The following is a 24,439-nucleotide window of genomic DNA, read 5'->3' as shown; positions in this document are numbered from 1 at the left end:
GCGATGGCGCATCTCGTGAGGAGGCGCGCCATAGTTTCTTGAAGCACGCGTCAACCGGAGACCATCATGCCGAAAGCCTACTGGATCGTGCACGTCACGGTTCACGATGAAGCGCGCTATCCCGAATATCTCGCCGCCGCGATGCCGGTGTTCGAAAAGTACGGCGCCAATTTCATCGTGCGCAACGGCCCCTATGACGTGATGGAAGGCGCAACGCGCCAGCGCAACTTCGTCATCGAATTCAGGGACCGCGCCACTGCGATGGAATGCTACACCTGCCCGGAATATCAGGCCGCGAAGGTGATCCGGCAGAAATATTCAGAGGGGGATTTTGTGATTATCGATGGAGCGGAGTAGGACGCGCCGTCATTCCAGGGCATGCGAAGCATGAGCCCGGAATCCATTTCGCCACGCGGGCGATGACACCGCGCTGTTTGACTTCTTGAATTACGACGCATCCCCGCCGTCGTCGTCCCGGCGAAGGCCGGGACCCATTACCCCAAATGAGACTTGTTGCGCGACGCTGGGGCCACGATCCCCTTCATGATCAAATGCGGTGGTTATCGGTCCTGGCTTTCGCCAGGACGACAGCTGTGGGCGTGGCGTGCAGCCTGCGCCTCGACGGCCTGCTTACTGCCTTCCCAGCTGCGTCGCCTTCTCCACGCGATCGAAGCGCTCCAGCGTCAGGATGGCGTCGGCGAGCTGGTCGGCGCGCTTGTCGAGCACCGGGCGGGCCAGCGTCAGGAACTTCTGCTGCATCGCCTTTGCGTCGGGGAACGAGGTCGGCTCGCCGGAGGGATCGGCATAGAGGCGCTCATGGGTGCCGTCATCTGTCGTGATCGAGACGCGGGCGCCGAACGGATGGGTGCGGCCGACCTCGAGCCGGTCGTCCTGCACCACGTCGAACTTGTCGGCGAGCGCGTCGATGGCCGCATCGCCCAGCCGGTCGTAGTCGTCCCAGCCGAAATGGCCCTGGTCGAGTGCGATCGCGCCGGTGAAGAACATCGAGAACTGGCCGCCGACCACCGAGGTCGGGTGGCGCTTGGTGGCGGCGTCGCCGGTCAGCGTGATGCCGTTGCGGTGCAGACCGATCTCGACCTTCCTGATCTGGTCCGGCGTCAGGTTGTGCTCGCGCCGCATCGCGATCAGCGCGTCGATCGCGGCGTGAGTGTAGCGGCAGCTCGGATACGGCTTCACGCCGATCTTCAGCGTCTCGTAGGTGTGGCCCAAGTCCGCCACCGCCTTGTCCGGATGCGCATCGTCGCTGTAGCCGACCAGCAGGCCGTGCTTGCCTTCGACCGACTCGCTCGAGCCGATGAAGTCGTTGCGCGCCAGGGTCGCGGCGATCACGCCGTTCATCGCGGCGGCACCGACCTGGTAGCGCTTGTTCCAGGCGCCGTTGACCAAAAATTGCAGCGAGCCCGCGGCCTGGCTGCCGGAGACGCCGAACGCGGAAACGATCTGCTCCTTCGACAGGCCGAACAGCTTGGCCGCCGCCGCGGCAGCGCCATAGGTGCCGGCGGTCGCGGTCGGATGGAAGCCGCGGGCGTAATGCGAGGTCGGGTCGAGTGCGTTGCCGAGCCGGCAGCACACTTCATAGCCGGCGACGATCGCGGTCAGCACGTCGCGGCCGGAGGCGCCGACCATCTCGCCGACCGCAAACGCGGCGGGCACCACCGGTGCGCTCGGATGCAGCGAGGAATCGGCATGGGTGTCGTCGAAGTCGAGCGAATGGCCGAGCGCGCCGTTGAGCAGCGCCGCGACCGCCGGGGTCCAGGTCTTGGTGTCGCCGAATACGGTGGCCTCGCCCTTGCCGTCGAGCGCCAGCGCCTCCAGCATCTTCATCAGCGACGGCGTCGATTCCGCATCGCGCCGGGCGCGGATGGTGCTGCCGAGGAAATCCAGCGTCAAAACCTTGGCGCGCTCCAGCACCTCCGGCGGAATGTCGGAATATTTCAGGTCGGCGACGTAGGCGGCGAGCGTTGCGGTTTCGTGGGCCATCGTGTTTCCTCAATTTTGCGGCGCAGGGTAGGCGGGCAGGTCAGGCCTTTCAAGCCACCTTGCCGCCGCGGGCAGTTGCCATGCTCCAGATCGGTTAGCTTCAGGTCGGTTAGCTTCAAGTCATGTAACACGGGCCTTTCCTTTGATTGCGGATCACGGTGCATGAGGACCTTCGCAAAACGCATGTTCGACCAGCTCTGGGCTCGCAAGACGCAGCTGGCGCTGGCGGTCCGGATCGCGTCCGCCGGCGTGGCGGCCTATACCATCGCGCTGGCGCTCAACCTGATGCTGCCGCTCTGGGCGGTGCTGACCTCGCTGATCGTGACCCAGATGAGCGTCGGCCGCTCGCTGAAGGCCAGCCGCGACTACATGCTCGGCACTATCGGCGGTGCCGTCTATGGCGGCGCGATCGCGGTGTTGATCCCGCATTCCGGCGAGGGCAGCCTGCTGGCGCTGCTGGTGCTGGCGATCGTGCCGCTGGCCTTCATCGCCGCGCTCAATCCGAGCCTGAACTCGGCGACGGTGACGGCGGTGATCGTGTTGCTGCTGCCGACGATGCATCACTCCAACCCGCTGGACTCCGCGATCGACCGCGTCCTCGAGGTGACGGTCGGCGCGCTCACCGGGCTTCTGATCTCGTTCCTGGTGCTGCCGTCGCGCGCGATCAGCCAGATCAGGGTCAACGGATCGAAGCTGCTGGAACTGCTGTCGGCGGCGTTCGCCGAATTGCTCGCCGGCCTGACCCGCGGCCTCGACAACGACGCGCTGCACCGGATCCAGGACGGCATCGGCACCGCGGTGACCAATCTGCACGCGACCGGCCTCGAGGCCGAGCGCGAGCGCTCCATGCATCTGTCATCAGGACCGGACACCGGCCCGTTGCTGCGGACAATCCAGCGGCTGCGGCACGACGTCGTGATGATCGGGCGGGCCTGCGTGGTGCCGCTGCCGGCCGATATCCAGGCGAGGCTGGCGCGCCCATTGGCAGACGTCAGCAAGGCGATCGTGACTTACATGGTGGCGGTCGCGACCGCTCTGCGCGCCGGCAGCGGCCCGGCCGACATGGCGCCGGTCGATGCGGCGCTGCACGCCTATAGCGAGGAGGTCGCCGCGGTGCGCAGGGATGGCCTGATCCGCGGCCTGCCGGTCGATGCCGCCGAGCGCTTCTACGCGCTCGGCTTCTCGCTCGACCAGATGCGGCAGAATCTCAACGACCTCAAGCGCTGCCACGGCAATTGGTGCACCAACGCCGACGCCTCCGAGAAGATCGTCGCCGACACGCCGGAGAAGAGCGCGGCTTGAGATCGAGTACTACTTCAGCGTCCGGCCTTGCGCAGCATCGCGGGCACGATCAGGCGATGGAACGGCAGGATCACCGCGAGATAGGCGCGCCCGAACCAGTTGTGGGTCAGCACCAGCGTGGTCGCGGTAATGCTGCGCACAGCTCCCGCGGAGGCGACGTCGACGACGAGCCGGAAGTCGAGATGCTTGTCGTTGAATCCCGCGACTAGCCGCTCCGGCGTCTCGCTGACCACCGGAAAGATGCCGATCATATCGCGTGTCGCGCCGTCGGCTGCGCCCGAGGTTTTCAGGCCAAGCGGCGCGACGATGAAATTACGCAGGGCAAGCAGCCATTCGATCCAGTGCGGCTGCCGCGCCACCATCGCCTCGGCGGCGTGCCGCGCATCGAGGTCGGGGCGCGCGGTCGCGATGCGGAACGCGTCGACGAACTGCGCGCCGGCGAGCAGCGCGGCGGAATCCACGTTCGGCGTGACCTCGTCGACCCTCATTTGCCCAGTCTGCGTGCCAGCAGGCGGAAACGCAAGACAAGGAGGGTCGCATAGACCGCCGTCCCGAGCGACAGCCCGATCCAGACACCGGCGGCGTCGAGCTTGACCCAGAAGGCGAGCGCGGAGGCCGACGCGAAGCCGATCAGCCAATAGCTGATGACGGCAAACAGCAGCGGCACCTGGGTGTCGTTCATGCCGCGCAGCGCGCCCGCGGTGGTGGTCTGGATGCCGTCGGCGATGAAGAAGGTCGCGCCAATCAACAGCAGCGCCGCGGTGAGCTGCGCGGTGGTATCGGAGGCCTCGCCGAGGAACAGCGCCGCGATCTCGAAGCGGGCCAGGATCACCGCGAACGTCATGATGCTCATGAAGATGCCGCTGAGCGCGATCGCGACAAAGCCGGCGCGCTGCACCGCGTCGGTATCGCGGCGGCCGACGGCCTGACCGACCCGCACGGTAGCGGCCATGCTGACGCCGAACGGCACCATGAACAGGATCGCCGCGATCTGCAGCGCGATCTGGTGCGCGGCCAGCGCCGTGGTGCTGATCAGCCCCATCAGCAGGCCGGCCGCGCCGAACAGGCCGTACTCCAGCAGGAAAGCGATCGAGATCGGCGCGCCGACGGCGACCAGCTTGCCCATCAGCGGCCAGTCGATGCGCCAGACGCGGCTGAATACGTGGTACTTGCGGAACGGGCGGCGGCGCGCCGCGAACCACACGCCGGCAAGGAAGGTGCCGAGATTGACGATCGTGGTCGCAAGCCCGGCGCCGAACATGCCGAGTTCGGGCATGCCCCATTTGCCGTAGAGCAACAGGTAGACCATCAGCGCATTGGCCGGGATCGCCGCGAGCGTGATCCACAGCACCGGCTCCGGCCGGTTCACCGCGCTCATGAAGCCGCGGAGCGCGATGAACCACAGCGCCGGCAGGATACCCCAGGCGAGACCGAACAGATATTGCTGCGCCAGATGCGCGGTGGCCTGGGTCTGGCCGAGCATAAGCAGGATGCGCTCGCCCTGGAACGGCAGCGCCATCAGCGGCAGCACCATGAAGAAGCCGGCCCACAGGCCGACGCGGAGCGCGCGCCGCATCACGCGCGGGTTGCGCGCGCCGAACGCCTGCGCGGCCAGGGGCGAGACCGCCGACATCATGCCCATGCCAATGGTGAAGCTGACGAAATACACGGTGTGCGCCAGCGCCGCGGCGGCGACGTTTTCGCTGCCGAGCCGGCCGATGAAGGCGAGATCGGTCGTCATCATCGCGATCTGCCCGAGCTGCGTCAGCGCGAGCGGCACCGCGAGCTTCAGCGTTTCCGCGAGCTCGGCCGTGAACAGGTTGCGAGGGACGACAACGGCCGCGTTCGGCGCGGCCGGGTCGATCTTGTCGATGCAGGTCATGACGGCACGCTTAGCACGGCAAACCGGCCGGAAGGATGGCCAAGCTGCCGCAGGGAATCACGATCGCGCGGGAATCCGCCTGATCTTGGCGCCGAGGGCGTTGAGCCGCTCATCGATCCGCTCATAGCCGCGCTCGATCTGGTCGGCGTTGTTGATTGTGGAGGTGCCCTCGGCACACACCGCGGCCAGCAGCATCGCCATACCGGCCCGGATGTCGGGCGAGTTCATCGGCGCGCCGCGCAGCCGGCTGGGGCCGGCGACGATCGCGCGGTGCGGGTCGCACAGCACGATGCGGCCACCCATCGCGATCAGGTTGTCGACGAAGAACATCCGGGATTCGAACATCTTCTCGTGCATCAGGATGACACCGTCGCACTGCGTCGCGGTGACGATCGCGATCGACATCAGGTCGGCCGGGAAGGCCGGCCAGGGCTGGTCCTCGAGCTTCGGCACATGGCCGCCGAAATCGTCCTGGATCTTCATGGTCTGGCCGGACGGTACGACGAGGTCGTCGCCCTCGATGCCGCAGACGATGCCGAGCCGCTCAAAGCCCATCCGGATCGAGCGCAGATGCTCGACGCCGGCGCGCGCGATGCGCAGCGGCGAGCGGGTCACCGCGGCGAGCCCGATCAGCGATCCGACCTCGATATGGTCGGGCTGGATCGCGAAAGTCGTGCTGCCGAGCGTTGCCGGCCCGTGCACGATGATGGTGTTGGTGCCGACACCTTCGATCCTGGCGCCGAGCGCGATCAGGAAATTGGCGAGGTCCTGCACATGCGGCTCGGAGGCCGCGTTGCGCAGATAGGTGGTGCCGCGGGCGGCGACCGCGGCGACCAGCGCGTTCTCCGTCGCGGTGACGCTGGGCTCGTCGAGGAACACGTCGGCGCCCTTCAGCCGCGTGGCGCGGAATTCGAGCCGGTGCGTCGCGGTGACGGTGGCGCCGAGCTGCTCGAAGGCCAGGAAGTGCGTGTCGAGCCGGCGGCGGCCGATCACGTCGCCGCCGGGCGGCGGCAGCGCGACCTCGCCGCAGCGGGCGAGCAGCGGGCCTGCGAGCAGGATCGAGGCGCGGATGCGCGCGCATAGCGCCGGATCGAGATCGGCGGCGCGGATCTCCCTGGCATGAATCTGCAGCGTGTTGCGCTCGGTCCATTCGGCGGTGGCGCCGACCGAGCGGCACAATTCGACCAGCGTTTCGGTGTCGCGGATGCGCGGCACGTTGGTCAGCGTGACCGGGTGCTCGGTGAGCAGTGCCGCGGCGATGATCGGCAGCGCGGAGTTCTTGTTGCCCGACGGCTCGATGGTGCCCGAAAGGCGGCGGCCGCCTTCGACGATGTATTGGATCGGCGGCACGCGGAATGTCCCCTAACGCATCATTCAGACTGGGCCATTGGAAATTCCGCAACGGAATCAACGGCCGTGCGGCACCGTAACACAACTGGCGGCGCAGCTTCCACACGAAAGGTAGCGCCGCGACGGCGCCGAAAAGCGCACACCCGCTTGGCCGTGCGCGGAACCTAGATGTCGATGGTTGCGCTGAGCGAATTGTCCTGGATGAACTCACGGCGCGGCTCGACCACGTCGCCCATCAGCTTGGTGAAGATATCGTCGGCCTCGTCGACCTCCTTGATCTTCACCTGCAGCAGCGAGCGCGCCTCGGTGTCCAGCGTGGTCTCCCAGAGCTGCTCCGGGTTCATCTCGCCGAGACCTTTGTAGCGCTGCAGCGAGATGCCCTTGCGGGCGGCGTCGGTCACGGCCTCGAACAGGTCGATCGGGCCGTGGATGATCTGCTCGGCATCCTTGCGCCGCAGCTTGCCCGCGCGCACGTAGATCTCTTGCAGTTCGGTCGCGTATTCATCGAGCTTGCGGGCGTCGGCCGAGCCGAGAAACGCGTCGTCGATCACGGCGAATTCCCTGACCCCGCGCACGGTGCGCTCGAACTGGAACCCCTGGCCTTCCGTGAAGGTGCCGATCCAGCCTCGCTCGACCTCTTCGGCCACGGCGTCCAGCCGCTTGGCGATGTATTCGGCCGCCGAATTGGCGGTGGCGATATCGCTCGTGATCCTGGGATTGAGCACGCCCGCGATCGCGGCCTGCTCGATGACGGCGCGATTATAGCGGCTATGCAGGTTGCGCAGCACCGAGCGGATGACCCGGGCGTCCTCGACCAGCGACAGCAGATCACGGCCCGAGCGGTCGTCGCCGGAGGCCGGCTTGAAGACGCATTCGTCGAGCCCGGTCGAGATCAGGTAGTCCTCGAGGGCGCGCTCGTCCTTCAGGTATTGCTCGGACTTGCCGCGCGAGACCTTATAGAGCGGCGGCTGGGCGATATAGAGATAACCGCCATCGATGATCGAGCGCATCTGACGATAGAAGAAGGTCAGCAGCAGCGTGCGGATATGGGCGCCGTCGACGTCGGCGTCGGTCATCACGATGATCTTGTGATAGCGCAGCTTGTCGACCGAGAAATCGTCGCTGATGCCGGTGCCGAGCGCGGTGATCAGCGTGCCGATCTGCTCGGACGACAGCATCTTGTCGGGACGGACGCGCTCGACATTGAGGATCTTGCCGCGCAGCGGCAGCACCGCCTGGAATTCGCGGTTACGGCCCTGCTTGGCGCTGCCGCCTGCCGAGTCGCCCTCGACGATGAACAGTTCGGATTTGGCCGGGTCCTTCTCCTGGCAGTCGGCGAGCTTGCCGGGCAGCGAGGAGACGCTGAGCGGATTCTTGCGGGTCAGCTCGCGGGCCTTGCGCGCAGCCTCGCGGGCCGCGGCGGCCTGGATCACCTTGCCGACGATCTCCTTGGCTTCCTTCGGATTCTCCTCGAACCAGGCGGCCAGCGCCTCGTTCAGGACGTTCTCGACCACCGGTCGAACCTCCGAGGACACCAGCTTGTCCTTGGTCTGCGACGAGAATTTCGGATCGGGCACCTTCACCGACAGCACCGCGGTGAGGCCTTCGCGGCAATCGTCGCCGGTCAGCGCGATCTTTTCCTTCTTCGCATTGGCCTCGGCATAGCCGTTGACCTGGCGCGTCAGCGCGCCGCGGAAGCCGGCCAGATGGGTGCCGCCGTCGCGCTGCGGAATGTTGTTGGTGAAGCACAGCACGTTCTCGTGGTAGCTGTCGTTCCACCACAGCGCCGCCTCGACGCCGATGCCGTTGGCTTCCGAACGCACCATGATCGGTGCCGGCACGATCGCCTTCTTGTTGCGGTCGAGATATTTGACGAATTCCTCGACGCCGCCGGAATAGTGCATCTCCTCGCGCTTCTCGACCGCGTGACGCATGTCGGAGAGCACGATGTTGACGCCGGAATTGAGGAAGGCGAGCTCGCGCAGCCGGTGCTCTAGCGTCGCGAAATCATATTCGATGTTCTTGAAGGTCTCGACCGAGGCGAGGAAGGTGACCTCGGTGCCGCGCTTGCCTGGGGCATCGCCGACCACTTTGAGCGGCGCCACGGCATCGCCGTGCGCGAATTCGATGTAGTGCTCCTTGTCGTCGCGCCAGATCCGCAGCGCGAGCTTGCTGGAGAGCGCGTTGACGACGGAGACGCCGACGCCGTGCAGGCCGCCGGAAACCTTGTAGGAGTTCTGGTCGAATTTTCCGCCGGCGTGCAGTTGGGTCATGATGACCTCGGCTGCCGAGACGCCCTCTTCCTTGTGGATGCCGACCGGTATGCCGCGTCCGTCGTCGTACACGGTGACGGAATTGTCGGCGTTGAGGGTGACCAGGACGCGGCTGGCATGGCCCGCCAGCGCCTCGTCGATGGCGTTGTCGACGACCTCGTAGACCATGTGGTGCAGGCCGGAACCGTCGTCGGTATCGCCGATATACATGCCGGGGCGCTTGCGGACGGCGTCGAGGCCCTTCAGCACCCGGATCGATTCCGCGCCATATTCGGCCGGAACGGGATGCTCAGATTCGGCAGGGGTCTGCCGGGCAGGTTCAGTCATGTGAGGCCTTCGAGGATATCCGAATCAGCCGCGCAATATGAGGCGCTGATTCCGCTATTTGTGCCATGAAAGAGGGGTTGCGCCTAGCGCAAAGTCTCCATCTACAAACTATTGAATAAATAGGATTTTTTAGGCCTGTTTCAAGGCTTTCAAAGGCGGATTCCGAGGGCTTTGAAAAGCCCGATTCGGTGGCGGATTCGGAGCCCCTATCGAGGCCGATTCTGCGCCGCCAGAAACATGATGAGACCAAGCTGAATTGGAGCGACTTCGGAGGTTCGCTTCTCCCCGCTGGGCAGGGCGAACCGGGGCGAGGGATGCTCGCGTAATTTCGGAATATTAGAATATTGTTCCTGAGTTGCCCGACGTGTCAAGCTGCTTGGTCGAACGCCTGCCGCCGCTGGCCACTTTGCATGGGGTTGTTTTCGATATTTTGGCAATGCGCTCTGCGACGGCGCCATCGCTTCAGATTGCCCTAGACTAGCCAATCAGCCGCGCCGCGTGGCGCGGCCGGATTCGACGTCGAAAATCTCTCCTCGCGGGCCGATATCGACGAACGCCGCGGGATCGGCGCCGGTCATCCAGACCTGCGCGCCGAGCTTGGCGAGCTCGTCGAACAGCGCCTTGCGGCGGTTCGGATCGAGATGGGCGACGACCTCGTCGAGCAGCAGCAGCGGCACGATGCCGGTCATCTCCGCGACCATCGTGGCGTGCGCCAGCACCAGCCCGATCAAGAGCGCCTTCTGCTCGCCGGTCGAGGCGTCACGCGCCGGCATGTTCTTCGGCGCGTAGACCACCTGCAGATCGGTCAGATGCGGGCCGTCGAGCGTGCGCCCGGCGGCGGCATCGCGCGGCCGGCTGGCGCGCAGGATCTCGCGGTAGCGGTCCTCCACCGCCGTTGCAGGCTCCTGCAGCAGCGCATTCTCCATCCAGCCGTCGAGCATGATCTCGGCGGAGGGGAAGGCCGAGGCCGCGCCGCGCTCGCGCAGCATCACGGCGAGCTTGGCGGCGGTCTGGCCGCGTGATGCGGCGACCGCGACCGCAAGCTCGGCGGTCTCGCGCTCGATCGCATCACACCAATGGTCGTCATAGTTGCGCACCTCGAGCAGCCGGTTGCGCGAGCGCAGCGAGCGCTCCAGTGCCGAGACGCGGCTGGAATGCTCGGAATCGATCGCCAGCACCAGGCGGTCGAAGAAGCGCCGCCGTTCCGAGGCGGCGCCCATGAACAGGCCGTCCATCGCCGGCGTCAGCCACACGATGCGCAGATGATCGCCGAACGCGGTTGCGGACCCCACCGGTTCGCGGTCGATGCGGCAGCGCCTTGTGTTGCCGGCGTCACCGGTCGGCGGATCGATACCGGTGCCGAGCGTCGCAAGGCCGAGCGCGCCCTCGACTTCGGCCGAGACCGCCCAGGAGCCGTCGCCCTGGTTGTCGGCGATGTCCTCCAGCGTCGCGCGGCGCAGGCCGCGGCCCGGCGACAGAAACGAGACCGCTTCCATACAATTGGTCTTGCCGGCGCCGTTCGGCCCGACCAGCACCACCATGTCGCCGGCGACCTGCAGCGTCGCCGTCCGGTAATTGCGGAAATGCGTCAGCGACAGGCGGTGAATGCGGGACGGGGTCATGTTACCTTGTCATTGCCGGGCTTGACCCGGCAATCCATCGTCCGCGTCAGCGGACAATTTCATCATATAAGTCTCTCCAGTCGGGATTGCCGGCAACGATCAGATCGATCTTCCACTCACGCGACCAGTGCTTGATATTCTTCTCGCGCTGAAGGGCGGCGGCAATCGTCTCGTGTGCCTCAAAATAGACGAGCGTCTTGATGCCGTACTTCTTGGTAAAGCCCTCGGCCAGACCTTCGCGATGCTCGTAGACGCGCTGGACCAGATTATTGGTTACACCGACGTAAAGGGTTCCACCGGGCTTGCTGGCGAGGATGTACACCCAATAGGTCATCTCTTGCTCGATGGATGGCCGGGTCAAGCCCGGCCATGACGAGAAGGAGGAATCACACCCGCATCGGCATCAGCACGTAGAGCGCGCCCTTGCTGTCGCGGTCCTGCACAAGGGTCGGCGAGCCGGGATCGGCGAGCTTCAGCACTGCGACCTCGCCCTCGATCTGGGCGGCGATGTCGAGCAGATAGCGCGAGTTGAAGCCGATATCGAGCGCGTCGGAGGCGTACTCGACCTCGAGCTCCTCGGTGGCGCTGCCGGAATCCGGGTTGGTGACCGAGAGCACCAGCTTGCCCGCGGACAGCGCGAGCTTCACCGCGCGGCCGCGTTCGCTGGAAATCGTCGAGACGCGGTCGACGGCGGCCTCGAAATCCTTCTTGTCGACGACGAGTTCCTTATCGTTGTTCTGCGGGATGACGCGGCCATAGTCCGGGAAGGTGCCGTCGATCAGCTTCGAGGTCAGCACCACGTTGCCGAGCGTAAAGCGGATCTTGCCGTCCGACAGCTCGATCGAGATCTCGGCGTCGTCGCCCTCGATCAGCCGCTGCACCTCGCCGACCGTCTTGCGCGGGACGATCACGCCGGGCATGCCGGTTGCGCCCTTGGGCAGCGCGAGGTCGATCTGCGCCAGCCGGTGACCGTCGGTCGCAACGCCGCGCAGGGTCGCCGCCTTGGCGCTGCCGGCCGCGTGCAGATAGATGCCGTTGAGGTAGTAGCGGGTCTCTTCGGTCGAGATCGCGAACTGGGTGCGGTCGATCAGGCGCTTGATGTCGGACGCCGGCAGTGAGAACGAATGCGTCATGTCGCCGGCGGCAAGGCCCGGGAAGTCGCTCTCGGGCAGCGTCTGCAGCGTGAAGCGCGAGCGGCCGGCACGCACGGCCAGCACCGAGCGGTCGCCGTCGGCTTCCAGCACGATCTGCGAGCCGTCGGGCAGCTTGCGGACGATGTCGTAGAACATGTGCGCGGGCACCGTGGTCGAGCCGGCGGTTCCGGTCTCGGCGGCCAAGGTCTCCGTCACCTCGAGGTCGAGGTCGGTCGCCTTCAGCGACAATTTGGCGCCCTCGGCGCGGATCAACACGTTGCCGAGGATCGGGATGGTGTTGCGGCGCTCGACCACGCGGTGAACGTGACCCAGCGATTTCAGGAGTTGCGCGCGCTCGACGGTGACCTTCATTGCAATACCCGCCAGATCCCTCAGATGGAAAAGCCGGGCGGCCGTTCAGGGCAGCACCGCGGCATTGGAAACCCGAAAAGCCGGATCAATACCGGATTTGATCAAACCCACGGGGGGACCGCAAGGTGGCGCGGATGGGCGGCCGGTGCAAGCGATACGGGCGCGAAACGAGCCCCGTTCCCCACGTTTTGGGTCGGAAAAAAGTTTAGCCCTCCCCTTTGGCGAGGGGAGGGCTATGGAACGATCCGGCCGGATGAAGCGGCCCTATTCCTGCAGCTGGCGCTTCAGCGATTCGACTTCCTCCGACAGCGCCGTGTCCTTGGCGACCAGTGCCTCAATCTTGCGCACGGCGTGCAACACCGTGGTGTGGTCGCGGCCGCCGAAGCGCCGGCCGATCTCCGGCAGCGAGCGCAAGGTCAGCGTCTTCGCCAGATACATCGCGACCTGGCGCGGGCGTACCACATTGGCGGTACGGCGGGACGACAGCAAGTCGGAGCGGCTGACATTGTACTGCCGGGCGACCACGCGCTGGATGTCCTCGATCTTGATCCGCTTCGGCTCCTGTGGGCGGATCAGGTCGCGCACCTCGCGCTCGGCCATCTCCAGCGTCACCGGCTGGTTGTTGAGCTTGGAGTGCGCCAGCAGGCGATTGATCGCGCCTTCAAGGTCGCGGCCGTTATGGGTGATGGTGCGCGCCAGATAGTCGAGCACTTCCTCCGGTACATCGAAGCTCGCATGGTGGGCGCGGGCGGCGGCGACGCGCGACTTCAGGATGCCGAGCCGCAGTTCCTCGCCGAGCGAGCCCATCTCGACCACGAGGCCACCGGCGAGCCGCGAGCGCACGCGGTCGTCGAGGCTTTCCAGATCCGACGGCGGACGGTCGGCTGCGATCACAACCTGGCGGCCGGCATCGATCAGCGCGTTCAGCGTGTGGCAGAACTCGGCCTGCGTCGACTTGCCCTGCAGGAACTGCAGATCGTCGATGACCAGCACGTCGATGCCGCGCGCAGCGCCTCCTTGAAGGCCAGCGCCGTCTGCGTCTTCAGCGCCGCGACGAAGCCGTACATGAACTTCTCGGCGGTGAGATACAGCACCTTGCGCTCGCCGCCGGAATTGCCGGCCCAGGTCACCGCCTGCAGCAGATGCGTCTTGCCGAGGCCGACGCCGGCATGAATGTAGAGCGGGTTGAACATCACGGGATCGCCGCGGCGACCTTCCGCGACCTGGCGGGCCGCCGCATGAGCCAGCGTGTTGGACCTGCCGACGACGAAGCTGGCGAAGGTCAGGCGCGGATCGAGCGGCGAGCCGCCGAGCGCGTCGTGGCTCGCGGACACCGGCGCGGTCGCAACCGAGCGCAGTTCAGGCACGAGCCGGCCGTCAGTGCGCTCGATGCGGCGCACTTCGACGGGCGCAACCGTTTCCTTCACCGGAGCCGTCGCGCGGATTGCCGAGCGCACGGTGAGGTCGATGCGATGCACTTCGGGCATCTCGGCCTGCCAGCAGGAGAGCACGCGTTCGGCATAGTGCGCCTGGATCCAGCTCTTGAGGAACCGGGTCGGAACCGACAGGTGCACGCTCTCGTCGTGCACGCTCTCCAGATCCATCCGAGCGAACCAGCTCGTGTAGACGTCCTCGCCAACGCTCGTCCGCAAACGTCCCTTCACCCGCGACCAGCGATCCTGTTCCGTGTTCGTCATTGCCTTCGTACTTCCAAGTCTGAGAGATGATCGTTGCGAAAGCGCCGTGCAGGTTTCCTGCCGCGGCGCGACCTCTAGCGGGCGCGGTCTGCTCCGGACAAAGCTCTCCCGTGTGGCGTCCATGCGCCACCCGACAGATCAGCTGTTTGGAGAAGATGCGCCCCGCGAGGTCAGCGCGTACTCGACGGACGCTTCGGGTGGGAGCTGACGTCCGAGGGGTTGATTACGGCACCACTGGAAATTTGCGCTTCGGCTGTCGTTGGTTCGACTGCAGTGATGATACCGTAAGCCATATGACCTCCCCCTCCCGCCGCGACGTATCGCGGCAAGTTGTCAGCTTGCTCGTGTCTTCAAATTCGAACTGCTGCTACCGAACACCGAAATGCCCGGCGCTTCGCCGCCGCCGTGTCGTCGTCAACCCGTTCACTCGCTCCGCGTTCCCGCTGCCAGATTCCGACTGACGTCCTGGTCTCTCTTGTTCGATCCCCCAAATTGCCGAGGACATCGCCGGAGAATTTTTGACACAGGTCGTCTGTCCTCATATCGCTATGAGTTGTCAATCTAGCTTCGCTTGGAAAGCGTCGCTAACGCACACACCGCCGCCGATTTGTGCGTCCGCCCCTGGGTCTCAAACCGCGCTGATCTGGAGAGCCGTGGGCGTCGCGAACAAGAAATAAATACACCAAGCTGATTTTCTGACAATCCGTGGATTCGACGGGGATCGAGACTCTTCGCGACTGTTGCGGCGTTGCCGATGCTGAGTTGCGAAAGCAAGTTTTTGAATCAGCGCACAGATTCACGCGTGTCACAAACGACGGTGCAATACCAAAAATTTTTCATAGAAAATTTACATTTGGTCTCGCGCCGGTCATTTTTCCAATCGCTGTCCAACGCTATGTGCATAAGTAATTCGCGAGACGTCATTTTTCTCGATTACTTTTGCAGGGTAACCCCGCTTCGCAAGTTTCGTCCGCGAAATGCTCGCGCGCTATTCCATCTATCTAGCTTAGCGAAGAACAATCTGTGGGCGAGTGTGGCGCGTTAAGCATGTCGAGCCGGTAGAACTACGGACGCGACGAAACGAAACATGACACGCAGTTCGTTGCGCGGCAACGCGAAGTGTTCTCGCGCTATGAAACTTCCACGACAAAAGTCGAGACAAAAACAAAAAGCCCGGCGCGAGCCGGGCTTCGTGACAAATGTGTTTTCCAGTCAGCTCTGGTGGCAAGCCGTTACTTCGCGAGCTTGGCGATGCTCTGCGTGAGGCGCGACACCTTACGGCTCGCGAGGTTCTTGTGAATGATGTTGCGCTGTGCTGCCTTCATCAGCTCGGGCTCAGCGCGGCTCATCGCCTTCAGTGCCGCCTCGCGGTCGCCGCTCTTGATCGCTTCCTCGACGGTGCGCACCGCGCCACGCATCTGCGTGCGGCGCGACTTGTTGACGATGGTGCGGCGGGCAATCTTGCGGGTCGCCTTCTTGGCGGAGGTGGTGTTGGCCATGGTTCTCTAACTGTCCTTCGGCGGTGATCGCTCGGTGGTCGGGCTTGCGCGCACCGGCCGGTTCAAATCTCAACTCTGATGTATTTGTCCAAGGTGGTTTTCTTGGGTGTCCTTGAGGCGGCCATGCGAAGAGCGCAAAATGCTGCCTCCGCATGCGACACTGTCCAAAGAACAGCGGCGGCAGGATTGCGCCCGCCGCCATCGGTCGGTCTTATAGATGGCGCGGGCTTAAGCGTCAACGCTTTCGGGACCCCAAAAGGGCCCGAAATCGTCCCTGCGGGGGCCGGATAAGCCGCTGAAGAGGTTGAATTTTCCGGGGGGCGCCCGGTAAGGCCTGACGACGCGTGGGGCGCGACTGGGAGTTAGGGTGACGCATGATCCGCGGCTTTTTCCGTCTGATCGGCCTTCTGCTGCTGGCCGGCAGCTTCATCTTCATGGTCTATGACGGGGCCCGCTACGTCGCCGACCAGAGCCTGCGGTTCACCCAATTCGGCCAGTTCTGGAACGACATCCACCAGTCGAGCCAGCAGGCATTCCATGCCTGGGTGGATCGCTTCGCGCCCTGGCTCTGGAATGACGTGATCCGCCTGCTTCTGGAGCAGCCGGTATTCGCGGTGCTCGGCATTGCCGGCATCCTGCTGATGATCCTGTTCCGGCCGCGTAAGCCCCTGATCGGCTACGCGCGCGACTGACTTGTCGGCAGCCCTCCTTGGCTGCACCGCCCCGTAACGGGGCTGCCATCATCCGCGTAAGGACATATATAGGTGACAGCCGGCCCGCAGGCCGTTGCCGCGTCGGCCGATGTCCCGCCTGGAGGTGTCCATGTTGTTCATGCGCAAGACCACTGCGTTGCCAAGCGCCGCCGAGGCGTTGCCGGGCCGCGCGACGCCGATCCCGACCGCGATCACCCATTTCGTCAATGGCAGCAAGTTGCAGCCGCCTTATCCGCAAGGCCTCGAGCAGGCGGTGTTCGGGCTCGGCTGCTTCTGGGGCGCGGAGCGCAAGTTCTGGGAACTCGGCGAGGGGATCTACACCACCGCGGTCGGCTATGCCGGCGGCCACACGCCGAACCCGACCTATGAGGAAGTATGCTCGGGGCGCACCGGCCACACCGAAGTGGTGCTGGTCGTGTTCGACCCGAAGAAGATCTCCTACGAGAGGCTGCTGAAGACGTTCTGGGAGAACCACAACCCGACGCAGGGCATGCGCCAGGGCAACGACATCGGCACGCAATATCGCTCCGCGATCTACACGTTCAGCGACGCGCAGCGCAAAGCCGCCGATGAGTCGCAGGCGATGTATCAGAAGGCGCTTGCCGCCAAGGGCCTCGGCGCCATCACCACCGAGGTCGCGCCAGCCGGTGAATTCTACTTCGCCGAGGACTATCACCAGCAATACCTCGCCAAGAATCCGGCGGGCTATTGCGGGCTCGGCGGCACCGGCGTGTCCTGCCCGATCGGCGTCGGCGTCACCGCCTGATCGTCTTGTTGAGAAAGAGCTCGCTCTGGAAAGCCGGTTTGCGCTCTTCCCGGGCGCGGCTCCAAGCCAATGGGAGGCCGGCTGTTCCGGCCTCCCGCTCGATCCTCGAAAACCCTTTGTTAACCATAAGTGGTGCAAGACTGGGCCTGTCTCGCCGTTGAGGGATAGGTCCGGTGCCGGTTGCACGCGCGTTACGATTGCCGATCACTGCCGTTGTGGCTGCGCTCGCGCTGTCTGGTTGCATGAGCACGTCCGGTCCCGTCGCCGTCGGCCCGCAAGGCGTCGATGCCGTCACCTACGGCCCGGCCTACGCACCCGCTCCGGTTGCCGATGCAGGCGGCGGCGGTGCGATCAGCGCATTGCGTTCCGCCTTCGCCAGCACGTCCCCTGGTTATGGCTATGCCGCACCGGCCGCCGCCCCGGTCGTCTATGCCGCCGCCTCCCCGGGTGGACCCCCCGCCGGTTACGACAACGGCTATCACCTTGGCCCCGGCGACAAGCTTCGCGTGGTGGTCTACGGCCAGGAAGGCCTGACCAATTCCTATGCGATCGACGCCGCGGGCGCGATCACCATGCCGCTGATCGGCTCGGTGCCGGCGCGCGGCCGCACGCCGGCCGGGCTTGCCGGCGAAATCTCGGCACGGCTGCGCAACGGCTATATCCGCGAGCCTTCGGTGGCGGTCGAGATCGAGTCCTATCGTCCGTTCTTCATCCTCGGCGAAGTCCAGGCCCCCGGCCAATATCCCTACGTGCCGAACATGACGGTCGAGAGCGCGGTCGCGATTGCCGGCGGCTTCTCGCCGCGTGCCCGCCGCGACAGCGTGACGCTGACCCCACACCGATGCGTCCGGCTCCGGGCGCTTTGTGGTGCCGCTGGGCACGCCGATGAGCCCGGGCGATACGGTATTCGTCGGCGAGCGCTGGTTCTGAAGAAGGATAGTGTCCTTCTTCATTCCGGGATGGTGCGTTAGCACCAGACCCGGAACCTCGAGATTCCCCGATGCGCAATTGCGCATCTGTGGTTCGATACTGCGCATCGCCCGGAATGACGCTTGCAGCGTCACTTCTTCAGATGCTTTGCGAAAAACTCCATGCTGCGCGGCCAGGCGATGTCGGCGCTTGCCTTGTCGTAGCTGGCGCGCTCGTCGCAATGGAAGCCGTGCTGCGCGCCGGGATAGATGAAGACCTCGACCTCGGGCCGCTTCGACTTGATGGTCTCGACATCGCTCAGGGGAATGCCGGCATCCTTCTCACCGAAATGTAGCTGCGTCGGCACCGCCGGCTTGTCGTCGGCGAAGCGCACGACGGCGCCGCCGTAATAGCCGACCGCGGCTGACAGCCCGGCCAGCTTGGTGGCGGCAGCATAGGCGACGCTGCCGCCGAGGCAGAAGCCGATGATGCCGACCGGACCGACCGGCTTCACCGCGTCGATCGCCGCCTGGCTGTCGCGCAGCATCGCGGCCCAGTCCGGATTGGCAACGAACTTCCGCGCCTCGGCGATCTCGTCGGGGGAATAGCCGCTCTGGAAGTTCGGCGTGATGCGGTCGAAGATCGAAGGTGCAACCGCGACATAGCCTTCCTTCGCCAGCCGGTCGCAGACCGAGCGGATGTGGTGATTGACGCCAAAAATCTCCTGGATCACGACGACCGCGCCCTTCGGCGCGCCGGCAGGGTCGGCGCGGTAGGCGCCGAGTTCAAATCCGTCCGAAGCTTTGAGTTTGATGTCTTGTCCCATGGTCCATCCTTGTCAGTTTGGGGGGTGCATGAAGCTCTCGATGATGAGGCGCGATGACATCGTCGTCGCGCTTTGGCTCTTCGTTTGAACATGGCCGTTTCAGAAAACCGCTTCGCACTTTTCCGGACCATGCTCTAGCGCCACATCCAGTTCTCGCCCCAGTCGGCCTTCCAGCCGGTCAGCCGGTGTTTGCGGAATTGGAGGAAGAGGCGGTCGTGGTGCGGAAACAGCCCGCTGCCGCCGAGGTCGCGGAAGGTCAGGAAGATCTCGTTGCCGGGCCGTCCGCTGACATAGGTGAGCGGCGTGCCGAGCGCGCGCTGCGCGTCCGCAACGCCCATGCCGAACGCCAGCGGCGTGGTGTTCGACAACGTCGCAGTGAAAGTGGACGGGGCTGTGACGAACGGCAGCTTCTGCGCGCTCGCCCCTGTCGTCGCCGCAGTCAGCAACAAGGCAACGGCGATTGTCTTCATGGCGCGGGCTTTCCCGGCGCGCCGGCTTCAAGGCCATCCAGGAACGGCAGCACCGCGGCGATGAAGGCCTGCGGCTGGTCGATGTTGACGGCATGGCCGGCGTTCGGAATCACCGCCTTCCGCGCCCCGGGGATTTTTGCCGCCATGTAGTCGGACGCCGCCAGGAACGGCGTGTCGTCGGCGCCAACCACAACCAGTGCTGGCACCTGGATCCCGGGCAGCGATTCGATCACCCGTGCATCGCGCTGTGCCAGCATGCCGCGCGCGGTGAGCGCGAGGCCCCTGGCGTTGCGATGGGTGACCGACGCGCGCTCGGCGCTCAGCGATCTCAGCACCTCGAGCCCTTCGCGGTCGAAGCGGTCGCCGGTCTCGCGGGCGCGCTTGTTCCAGACCTCGCGGGCGTCGTCCTTCTTGAAGCCCGGGCCGGTGTCGATGATCAGCAGCGCCCGCACCCGCTCCGGATGGGTGCGATGAAAGGCGAGCGACATGTAGCCGCCGAGCGACAGCCCGCCGACGATCGCCTTGTCGGCGCCGGCGGCGTCGAGCAGAGCGGCGATATCGCCGACCGTCAGCGCTTCGCTATAGGCATCGGGATCGTCGGGATAGTCGGACTGGCCGTGCCCGCGCATGTCCCACAGGATCAGCTTGTGCCGCTGCGACAGCGCCTCGATCTGGCCCTGCCACATCGCCGAAGTCGAGGAATAGCCGTGGGTCAGGATCAGCGGCGGGCCGCTGCCGTGAATCTCGTAGTAGATCTCGACGCCGTTGCGGTTGAGCTTGGCCATTGACGGGCTCCTTGTGTTTCTCTCGCCGCTGTCATCGGACGGCGTTGCCGATGCTTGCTGCCGACGCTTTGAGCAAGCGCCTGTCGATTAGACACCAACGCTGGTATTCCAAAAAGCGTCATGCCGTTGCCGCATCGCACAACAGGCATCTTCGGAAATTTATTCTTTTCGAGCAATTCCAAATTGGATTGCCTCCAGCCGGGAACCGGATCATTGTTTCGGCAACTGTCGCTTACCCGGTGGGCGCCGGCCAAGACCCAACAGTGAGTTGCCGCCGTAAGCGGCTTCCTACACCGGAAGGGGAGAGAGATGCCAAATCTCAATATCAACGGACGGAATATGTCCGTCGAGGCGGCCAATGACACGCCGCTACTTTGGGTCATCCGCGAGCAATTGCAGATGACGGGCACCAAATTCGGTTGCGGCGCCGGTCTGTGTGGCGCCTGCACGGTTCACGTCAACGGCGAAGCGGTGCGGTCCTGCCAGACCTCGGTCGCCGACGCCGTCGGCAAGAAGATCACTACCATCGAAGGCCTCTCCGCCAAGGGCGATCATCCCTTGCAGAAGGCCTGGGTCGCCGAGCAGGTGCCGCAATGCGGCTACTGCCAGTCCGGCCAGATCATGCAGGCGGCGGCACTGCTGTCGAAGAACACCAACCCGACCAAGGAAGAAGTGGTCGCGCATATGGACGGCAACCTCTGCCGTTGCATGACCTATTCACGAATCCAGAAGGCGATCATGCGCGCTGCGTCCGACATGCGCACCGCATCGGCCACCGGATCCGAGCGGAGGGCCACATGAACAAGCACGTGAAAAACCTCGCGCCAGAGACGACCGATCTCAGCCGCCGTTCCTTCCTGGTCGGCACCGCTGCAACCGGCCTCGTGCTCGGCTACGCCGGGTCCGGCATCGATCAGGCGCTCGCGGCACCCGCGCCCGCCAACTTCGAGCCGAGCGTCTGGTATTCGATCGCGCCCGACGGTCTCGTCACCGTGACCTGCGGCAAGGCCGACATGGGCCAGCACGTCGCCTCGACCATGGCGCAGATCGTGGCCGAAGAGCTCGGCGCGAACTGGAAGGACATGCGGGTTCAGCTCGCCTCCAACGACCCGAAGTTCAACGATCCCGTGCTCGGCGCGCAGATCACCGGCGGCAGCTGGTCGACGATGATGAACTTCGATGCCATGAGCCGCGCCGGCGCAGCCGGCCGCATCGCATTGACCGAGGCGGCGGCGGCCTCCATGGGCGTGCCGGCCGGCGAGCTGGTGGTGCGCGATTCCAAGATCAGCCATGCGAAGTCGAAGAAGTTGATGTCGTTCGCCGAAGTGGTGAAGAGCGGCAAGGCGACCAAGACTTTCACGGCGGATGATCTGAAGGCGATCAAGCTCAAGACGCCCGACCAGTACACCATGATCGGCGTCTCGGTGCCGCAACTCGACATTCCGTCGAAGGTCAACGGCACGGCCAAGTACGGTATCGACGTGATGGTGCCGGGCATGGTCTACGGCGCGCTGGTTACCCCGCCGGTGCGTTACGGCGCCACCGTGAAGTCGGTCGACGATAGCGCGGCCAAGAAGCTGCCCGGCTTCATCAAGGCCGTCACCCTCGACGATAAGACCACAACCACGACCGGCTGGGTCGTCGCGGTCGCCAACACCTATGCGCAGGCGAAGAAGGCCGCGGCTGCGCTGAAGATCAGCTATGACGGCGGTCCGAACGCAAAATTGTCGAGCGAATCGCTGCTCACGGAAGCCAAGCGGCTTCAGGGACTGGACGATTCCGGCCAGTTCTTCGTCAAGGACGGTGATCCCAAGGCGGCCTTCGGCTCGGCGGCCAAGGTGTTGGAGGCGGAATACACCACCAACATCAACATCCACGCTCCGATGGAGCCGATGAACGCCACCGCGGAGTTCAAGGGCGACATCCTGCACATCTATTCCGGCAACCAGTTCGCGACGCGCTCCGGCGCGATTGCGGCCGGCGCAGCCGGGATCGATCCGAAGTTCGTGGTGATGCACCAGATGTGGCTGGGCGGCGGCTTCGGCCGGCGTCTCGACGCCGACATGATGGTGCCCGCGGTGCAGGCGGCGAAGGCCGTCGGCAAGCCGGTCAAGGTCATCTACACGCGCGAAAACGACATGACGATGGATTTCTCGCGTCCGCTGACCTACCAGAAGGTGAAGGCCGGCATGGACGGCGACGGCAAGATCGTCGCGATGAGCCACGACGTGGTCTCGGCCTGGCCGACCGCGCGTTGGGGAATCCCCGATTTCCTCACACCGTCGGTCGACAAGAAGGGTCCGCTCGACTCCTTTACCGTGAACGGAGCGGACTTCTTCTACACCGTGCCCAACCACTATGTGCGGGCGATCAAGAACGAGATGGCGCACAACGCCACCCCGTCTGGTCAGCTCCGCTCGGTGGCGCCGGGCTGGACGTTCTGGGCGGTCGAAAGCATGATCGACGAGATTGCGCATGCGACCGGCAAGGACCCGGCGCAGCTGCGCATCACGTTGCTCGACGGCAAGGGCAAGAATGACGGCGGCGCGCAGCGTCTCCGCAACACCTTGCTTGCTGCGATGGGCCTTGCCGGCTACGGCACCAAGCAGCTGCCCAAGGGCGAAGGCATGGGGGTGGCCTGCGTGTCGTCGCAGGAGCGCGCCACGGCGAGCTGGACCGCCTGCGTCGCCCATGTCGCGGTCGCCCCGTCGGGCGAGGTGACGGTGAAGAAGCTGACGGTTGCGACCGACGTTGGTACGCAGGTGAATCCCGACGGCATCCGGGCCCAGGTCGAGGGCGCGGCGCTGTGGGGCATGTCGCTGGCGCTGTTTGAGAAGGCGACGTTGAAGGACGGCGGCATCGAGCAGACCAACTTCGACAGCTACACGCCGCTTCGGATGAGCCAGCTGCCGGAAGTCGCGGTCAACGTCATCGCCAATGGCGAGAAGGCGACCGGCGTCGGCGAGCCCGCGGTGACGGTGGTGGCGCCGGCGATCGGCAACGCCGTATTCAACGCGGTCGGTGCCCGCGTTCGCGGCCTGCCGATCACCGCGGAAGCCGTCAAGGCTGCGATGAAGGCGTAACGGCCTGAACGAACAAGAACGCCGGAGAGCACGAGCTCTCCGGCGTTTTTCTTTGCTCCGCGCGTCGGCCGGGCAGTGACGGCATCAACCTTGACGCCGCAGAAATTCATGATTCACGGCCGATCTGCGCAACTGCATCGATTTCCGGCCGGCCTGATTTTGCTGGCGGATTCGGCGATCGCTCAAATTGTATCCATTGCGCTTAAGCGCCGTTCAGCATCCCCATTAAGCCGGAGGGAACGCATCGTCAGGTAGCGTCCGGCGTCGGTCGTTACCGCGACGGGGATGCCATGACTGCCTTAGCCAACAACCAGACTTCGAAGCGCCGCCTCCTGCTGGCGTCAGATCGAAGCGATCAGAGCAATGAGCTCGCCAACATCCTGCGCTCGGTGGGCGAGGTCGATACCGTTCCGACCTCTGACATTCCCGAGCAGCCGGCCCGCGATCTCTCCGGCATCGTCGTCGACATCAATCTGCGCTCGCCCGAAGCCGTGCAACTCGTCCGCGCCAAGCTGCAGGCCGACGCCTATCGCGAGATGCCGCGGCTGTTCGTGCTGGCGGACGCCTTGCATCACGCCTCGATGCAGGCCTGGGCGCTCGGCGCCACCGACACGATCTCGCGGCCGTTCGATGCGCGCGGCATCCTGCAGCGCATCCGCGCCGCATTCCCCGACGACAGCGGCTATGACGAGACCGATCGCGGCAAGGCGCTCAACCGCGGCGTCGAAGCCGCGCACGGCGTGATGGTCAAGATGTTCGAGCGGATGCGCGCCGGGGAGCCGCTCAAGTTCGAGGACATCGTCGCCGCCGAGAACAAGATCCTCAAGGCGATCAAGCACAACTCGCTGCGCGAATGGCTGACCACGGTCGGCTGCCATCACCAGGAGACCTATCGTCATTGCCTGTTCGTGACCGGTTTTGCGGTTGCGTTCGCGCAGCACCTCGGCATGCGTGAGGACGATCAGCGCCGGCTCGCCCGCGCCGCGCTGCTGCACGACGTCGGCAAGGCCTTCGTCCCGGTCGCGCTGCTCGACAAGCCCGGCGCCTTGACGGTGGAGGAAATGGCCGAGATGCGCGAGCATCCGCGCCGCGGCTACGAGGCGTTGTCCGCGCAGGGCGGCTTCCCGCCGGAAATGCTCGACGTGATCCTGCATCACCACGAATTCCTCGACGGCACCGGCTATCCGAACGGCCTCAGCGGCAACCAGATCAGCGACATCGTCCGCGTCACCACGATCGTCGACGTCTATGCCGCTTTGGTCGAGAAGCGCGCCTACCGGCTGCAGTTCACCCACGCCAAGGCGTTCTCCATGATGGAGGAGATGGGCGGCAAGCTCGACCAGCAATTGCTGCAGGCGTTCCGCCCGGTGGCGTTCGGGCACTATTGAGTCCTCAACCCCGTCATTGCTTCGTCGCTTCGTCGTCGCAA

19 protein-coding genes and 2 pseudogenes are annotated in these 24,439 nt (G+C 65.0%); 8 read left to right on the top strand and 13 right to left on the bottom strand.

Translation table 11 applies throughout. The annotated features are described in order from the left end of the window. Nucleotides 1-66 precede the first annotated feature (66 nt). A complete protein-coding gene (locus ACVWZM_RS17260; RefSeq protein WP_316395106.1) occupies nucleotides 67-357 on the top strand; it encodes a DUF1330 domain-containing protein in 291 nt (96 codons plus the stop codon). Between the two features lie 273 nt (nucleotides 358-630). Here the strand turns inward: ACVWZM_RS17260 and ACVWZM_RS17255 are convergent, their stop codons facing one another. Beyond that, nucleotides 631-2,001, bottom strand: a complete 1,371-nt coding sequence (locus ACVWZM_RS17255; RefSeq protein WP_456853990.1) for an MmgE/PrpD family protein — start codon at nucleotides 1,999-2,001, stop codon at nucleotides 631-633. A gap of 162 nt (nucleotides 2,002-2,163) precedes the next feature. Here ACVWZM_RS17255 and ACVWZM_RS17250 point away from each other — a divergent pair, with 162 nt between their 5' ends. Continuing rightward, nucleotides 2,164-3,303, top strand: a complete 1,140-nt coding sequence (locus ACVWZM_RS17250; protein WP_076824532.1) for an FUSC family protein — start codon at nucleotides 2,164-2,166, stop codon at nucleotides 3,301-3,303. 14 nt (nucleotides 3,304-3,317) lie between these two features. On the opposite strand, the gene ACVWZM_RS17245 is transcribed toward ACVWZM_RS17250, so the two are convergent. The 9 genes and pseudogenes from ACVWZM_RS17245 to rpsT form a co-directional block, all read right to left on the bottom strand. Continuing rightward, nucleotides 3,318-3,791, bottom strand: coding sequence for a DUF2867 domain-containing protein (locus ACVWZM_RS17245; RefSeq protein WP_456853988.1), 474 nt, complete (start codon nucleotides 3,789-3,791; stop codon nucleotides 3,318-3,320). Beyond that, nucleotides 3,788-5,185, bottom strand: coding sequence for an MATE family efflux transporter (locus tag ACVWZM_RS17240; protein WP_057015328.1), 1,398 nt, complete (start codon nucleotides 5,183-5,185; stop codon nucleotides 3,788-3,790). The genes ACVWZM_RS17245 and ACVWZM_RS17240 overlap by 4 nt, the downstream gene beginning before the upstream one ends. Nucleotides 5,186-5,242: 57 nt before the next feature. After that, complete coding sequence (murA, locus tag ACVWZM_RS17235; RefSeq protein WP_456853986.1) at nucleotides 5,243-6,535, bottom strand: UDP-N-acetylglucosamine 1-carboxyvinyltransferase; 1,293 nt, start codon at nucleotides 6,533-6,535, stop codon at nucleotides 5,243-5,245. A gap of 164 nt (nucleotides 6,536-6,699) precedes the next feature. Beyond that, a complete protein-coding gene (gyrB, locus tag ACVWZM_RS17230; protein ID WP_057015330.1) occupies nucleotides 6,700-9,135 on the bottom strand; it encodes a DNA topoisomerase (ATP-hydrolyzing) subunit B in 2,436 nt (811 codons plus the stop codon). 485 nt (nucleotides 9,136-9,620) lie between these two features. Further along, nucleotides 9,621-10,757, bottom strand: coding sequence for a DNA replication/repair protein RecF (gene recF, locus ACVWZM_RS17225; protein ID WP_092080951.1), 1,137 nt, complete (start codon nucleotides 10,755-10,757; stop codon nucleotides 9,621-9,623). Between the two features lie 46 nt (nucleotides 10,758-10,803). Continuing rightward, entirely contained in the window at nucleotides 10,804-11,091 is a 288-nt protein-coding gene (locus tag ACVWZM_RS17220) for a GIY-YIG nuclease family protein (RefSeq protein WP_057015332.1), read from the bottom strand. A gap of 52 nt (nucleotides 11,092-11,143) precedes the next feature. Beyond that, on the bottom strand, nucleotides 11,144-12,262 hold the full coding sequence (gene dnaN / locus ACVWZM_RS17215) for a DNA polymerase III subunit beta (RefSeq protein ID WP_074126563.1): 1,119 nt from the start codon (nucleotides 12,260-12,262) through the stop codon (nucleotides 11,144-11,146). A gap of 264 nt (nucleotides 12,263-12,526) precedes the next feature. Beyond that, nucleotides 12,527-13,959, bottom strand: a pseudogene (gene dnaA / locus ACVWZM_RS17210) (chromosomal replication initiator protein DnaA). A 1,232-nt stretch (nucleotides 13,960-15,191) separates the two neighbouring features. Next, the gene (gene rpsT / locus ACVWZM_RS17205) at nucleotides 15,192-15,458 is read right to left on the bottom strand and encodes a 30S ribosomal protein S20 (protein ID WP_057015335.1); all 267 of its coding nucleotides are present in this window, start codon (nucleotides 15,456-15,458) and stop codon (nucleotides 15,192-15,194) included. A 374-nt stretch (nucleotides 15,459-15,832) separates the two neighbouring features. On the opposite strand from rpsT, the gene ACVWZM_RS17200 reads away from it, so the two are divergent. The 3 genes and pseudogenes from ACVWZM_RS17200 to ACVWZM_RS17190 all read left to right on the top strand — a co-directional run bounded on the left by ACVWZM_RS17200 (nucleotide 15,833) and on the right by ACVWZM_RS17190 (nucleotide 17,867). Continuing rightward, nucleotides 15,833-16,150 (top strand): hypothetical protein, encoded by a 318-nt coding sequence (locus tag ACVWZM_RS17200; RefSeq protein ID WP_016842666.1) that lies wholly within the window; start codon nucleotides 15,833-15,835, stop codon nucleotides 16,148-16,150. 130 nt (nucleotides 16,151-16,280) lie between these two features. Then, on the top strand, nucleotides 16,281-16,937 hold the full coding sequence (gene msrA / locus ACVWZM_RS17195) for a peptide-methionine (S)-S-oxide reductase MsrA (RefSeq protein ID WP_057015336.1): 657 nt from the start codon (nucleotides 16,281-16,283) through the stop codon (nucleotides 16,935-16,937). 173 nt (nucleotides 16,938-17,110) lie between these two features. Continuing rightward, nucleotides 17,111-17,867, top strand: a pseudogene (locus tag ACVWZM_RS17190) (polysaccharide biosynthesis/export family protein). A gap of 130 nt (nucleotides 17,868-17,997) precedes the next feature. Here the strand turns inward: ACVWZM_RS17190 and ACVWZM_RS17185 are convergent. From ACVWZM_RS17185 to ACVWZM_RS17175, 3 genes are all read right to left on the bottom strand, one after another. Then, nucleotides 17,998-18,672: a dienelactone hydrolase family protein gene (locus tag ACVWZM_RS17185; RefSeq protein WP_076824544.1), complete on the bottom strand. Its 675-nt coding sequence runs from the start codon at nucleotides 18,670-18,672 to the stop codon at nucleotides 17,998-18,000. 134 nt (nucleotides 18,673-18,806) lie between these two features. After that, on the bottom strand, nucleotides 18,807-19,142 hold the full coding sequence (locus ACVWZM_RS17180) for a hypothetical protein (RefSeq protein ID WP_028335556.1): 336 nt from the start codon (nucleotides 19,140-19,142) through the stop codon (nucleotides 18,807-18,809). Continuing rightward, complete coding sequence (locus ACVWZM_RS17175) at nucleotides 19,139-19,927, bottom strand: alpha/beta fold hydrolase (RefSeq protein WP_456853983.1); 789 nt, start codon at nucleotides 19,925-19,927, stop codon at nucleotides 19,139-19,141. The genes ACVWZM_RS17180 and ACVWZM_RS17175 overlap by 4 nt, the downstream gene beginning before the upstream one ends. A 309-nt stretch (nucleotides 19,928-20,236) precedes the next feature. On the opposite strand from ACVWZM_RS17175, the gene ACVWZM_RS17170 reads away from it, so the two are divergent. From ACVWZM_RS17170 to ACVWZM_RS17160, 3 genes are all read left to right on the top strand, one after another. Continuing rightward, a complete protein-coding gene (locus ACVWZM_RS17170) occupies nucleotides 20,237-20,728 on the top strand; it encodes a (2Fe-2S)-binding protein (RefSeq protein ID WP_026192016.1) in 492 nt (163 codons plus the stop codon). Beyond that, on the top strand, nucleotides 20,725-23,010 hold the full coding sequence (locus ACVWZM_RS17165; protein ID WP_456853981.1) for a molybdopterin cofactor-binding domain-containing protein: 2,286 nt from the start codon (nucleotides 20,725-20,727) through the stop codon (nucleotides 23,008-23,010). The genes ACVWZM_RS17170 and ACVWZM_RS17165 overlap by 4 nt, the downstream gene beginning before the upstream one ends. Before the next feature lie 290 nt (nucleotides 23,011-23,300). Continuing rightward, nucleotides 23,301-24,398, top strand: a complete 1,098-nt coding sequence (locus ACVWZM_RS17160) for an HD-GYP domain-containing protein (RefSeq protein ID WP_076824550.1) — start codon at nucleotides 23,301-23,303, stop codon at nucleotides 24,396-24,398. Nucleotides 24,399-24,439 lie beyond the last annotated feature (41 nt).

It is taken from the genome of Bradyrhizobium sp. USDA 4501, from assembly GCF_054062115.1.
This window is presented reverse-complemented; position numbering and strand designations above follow the sequence as displayed.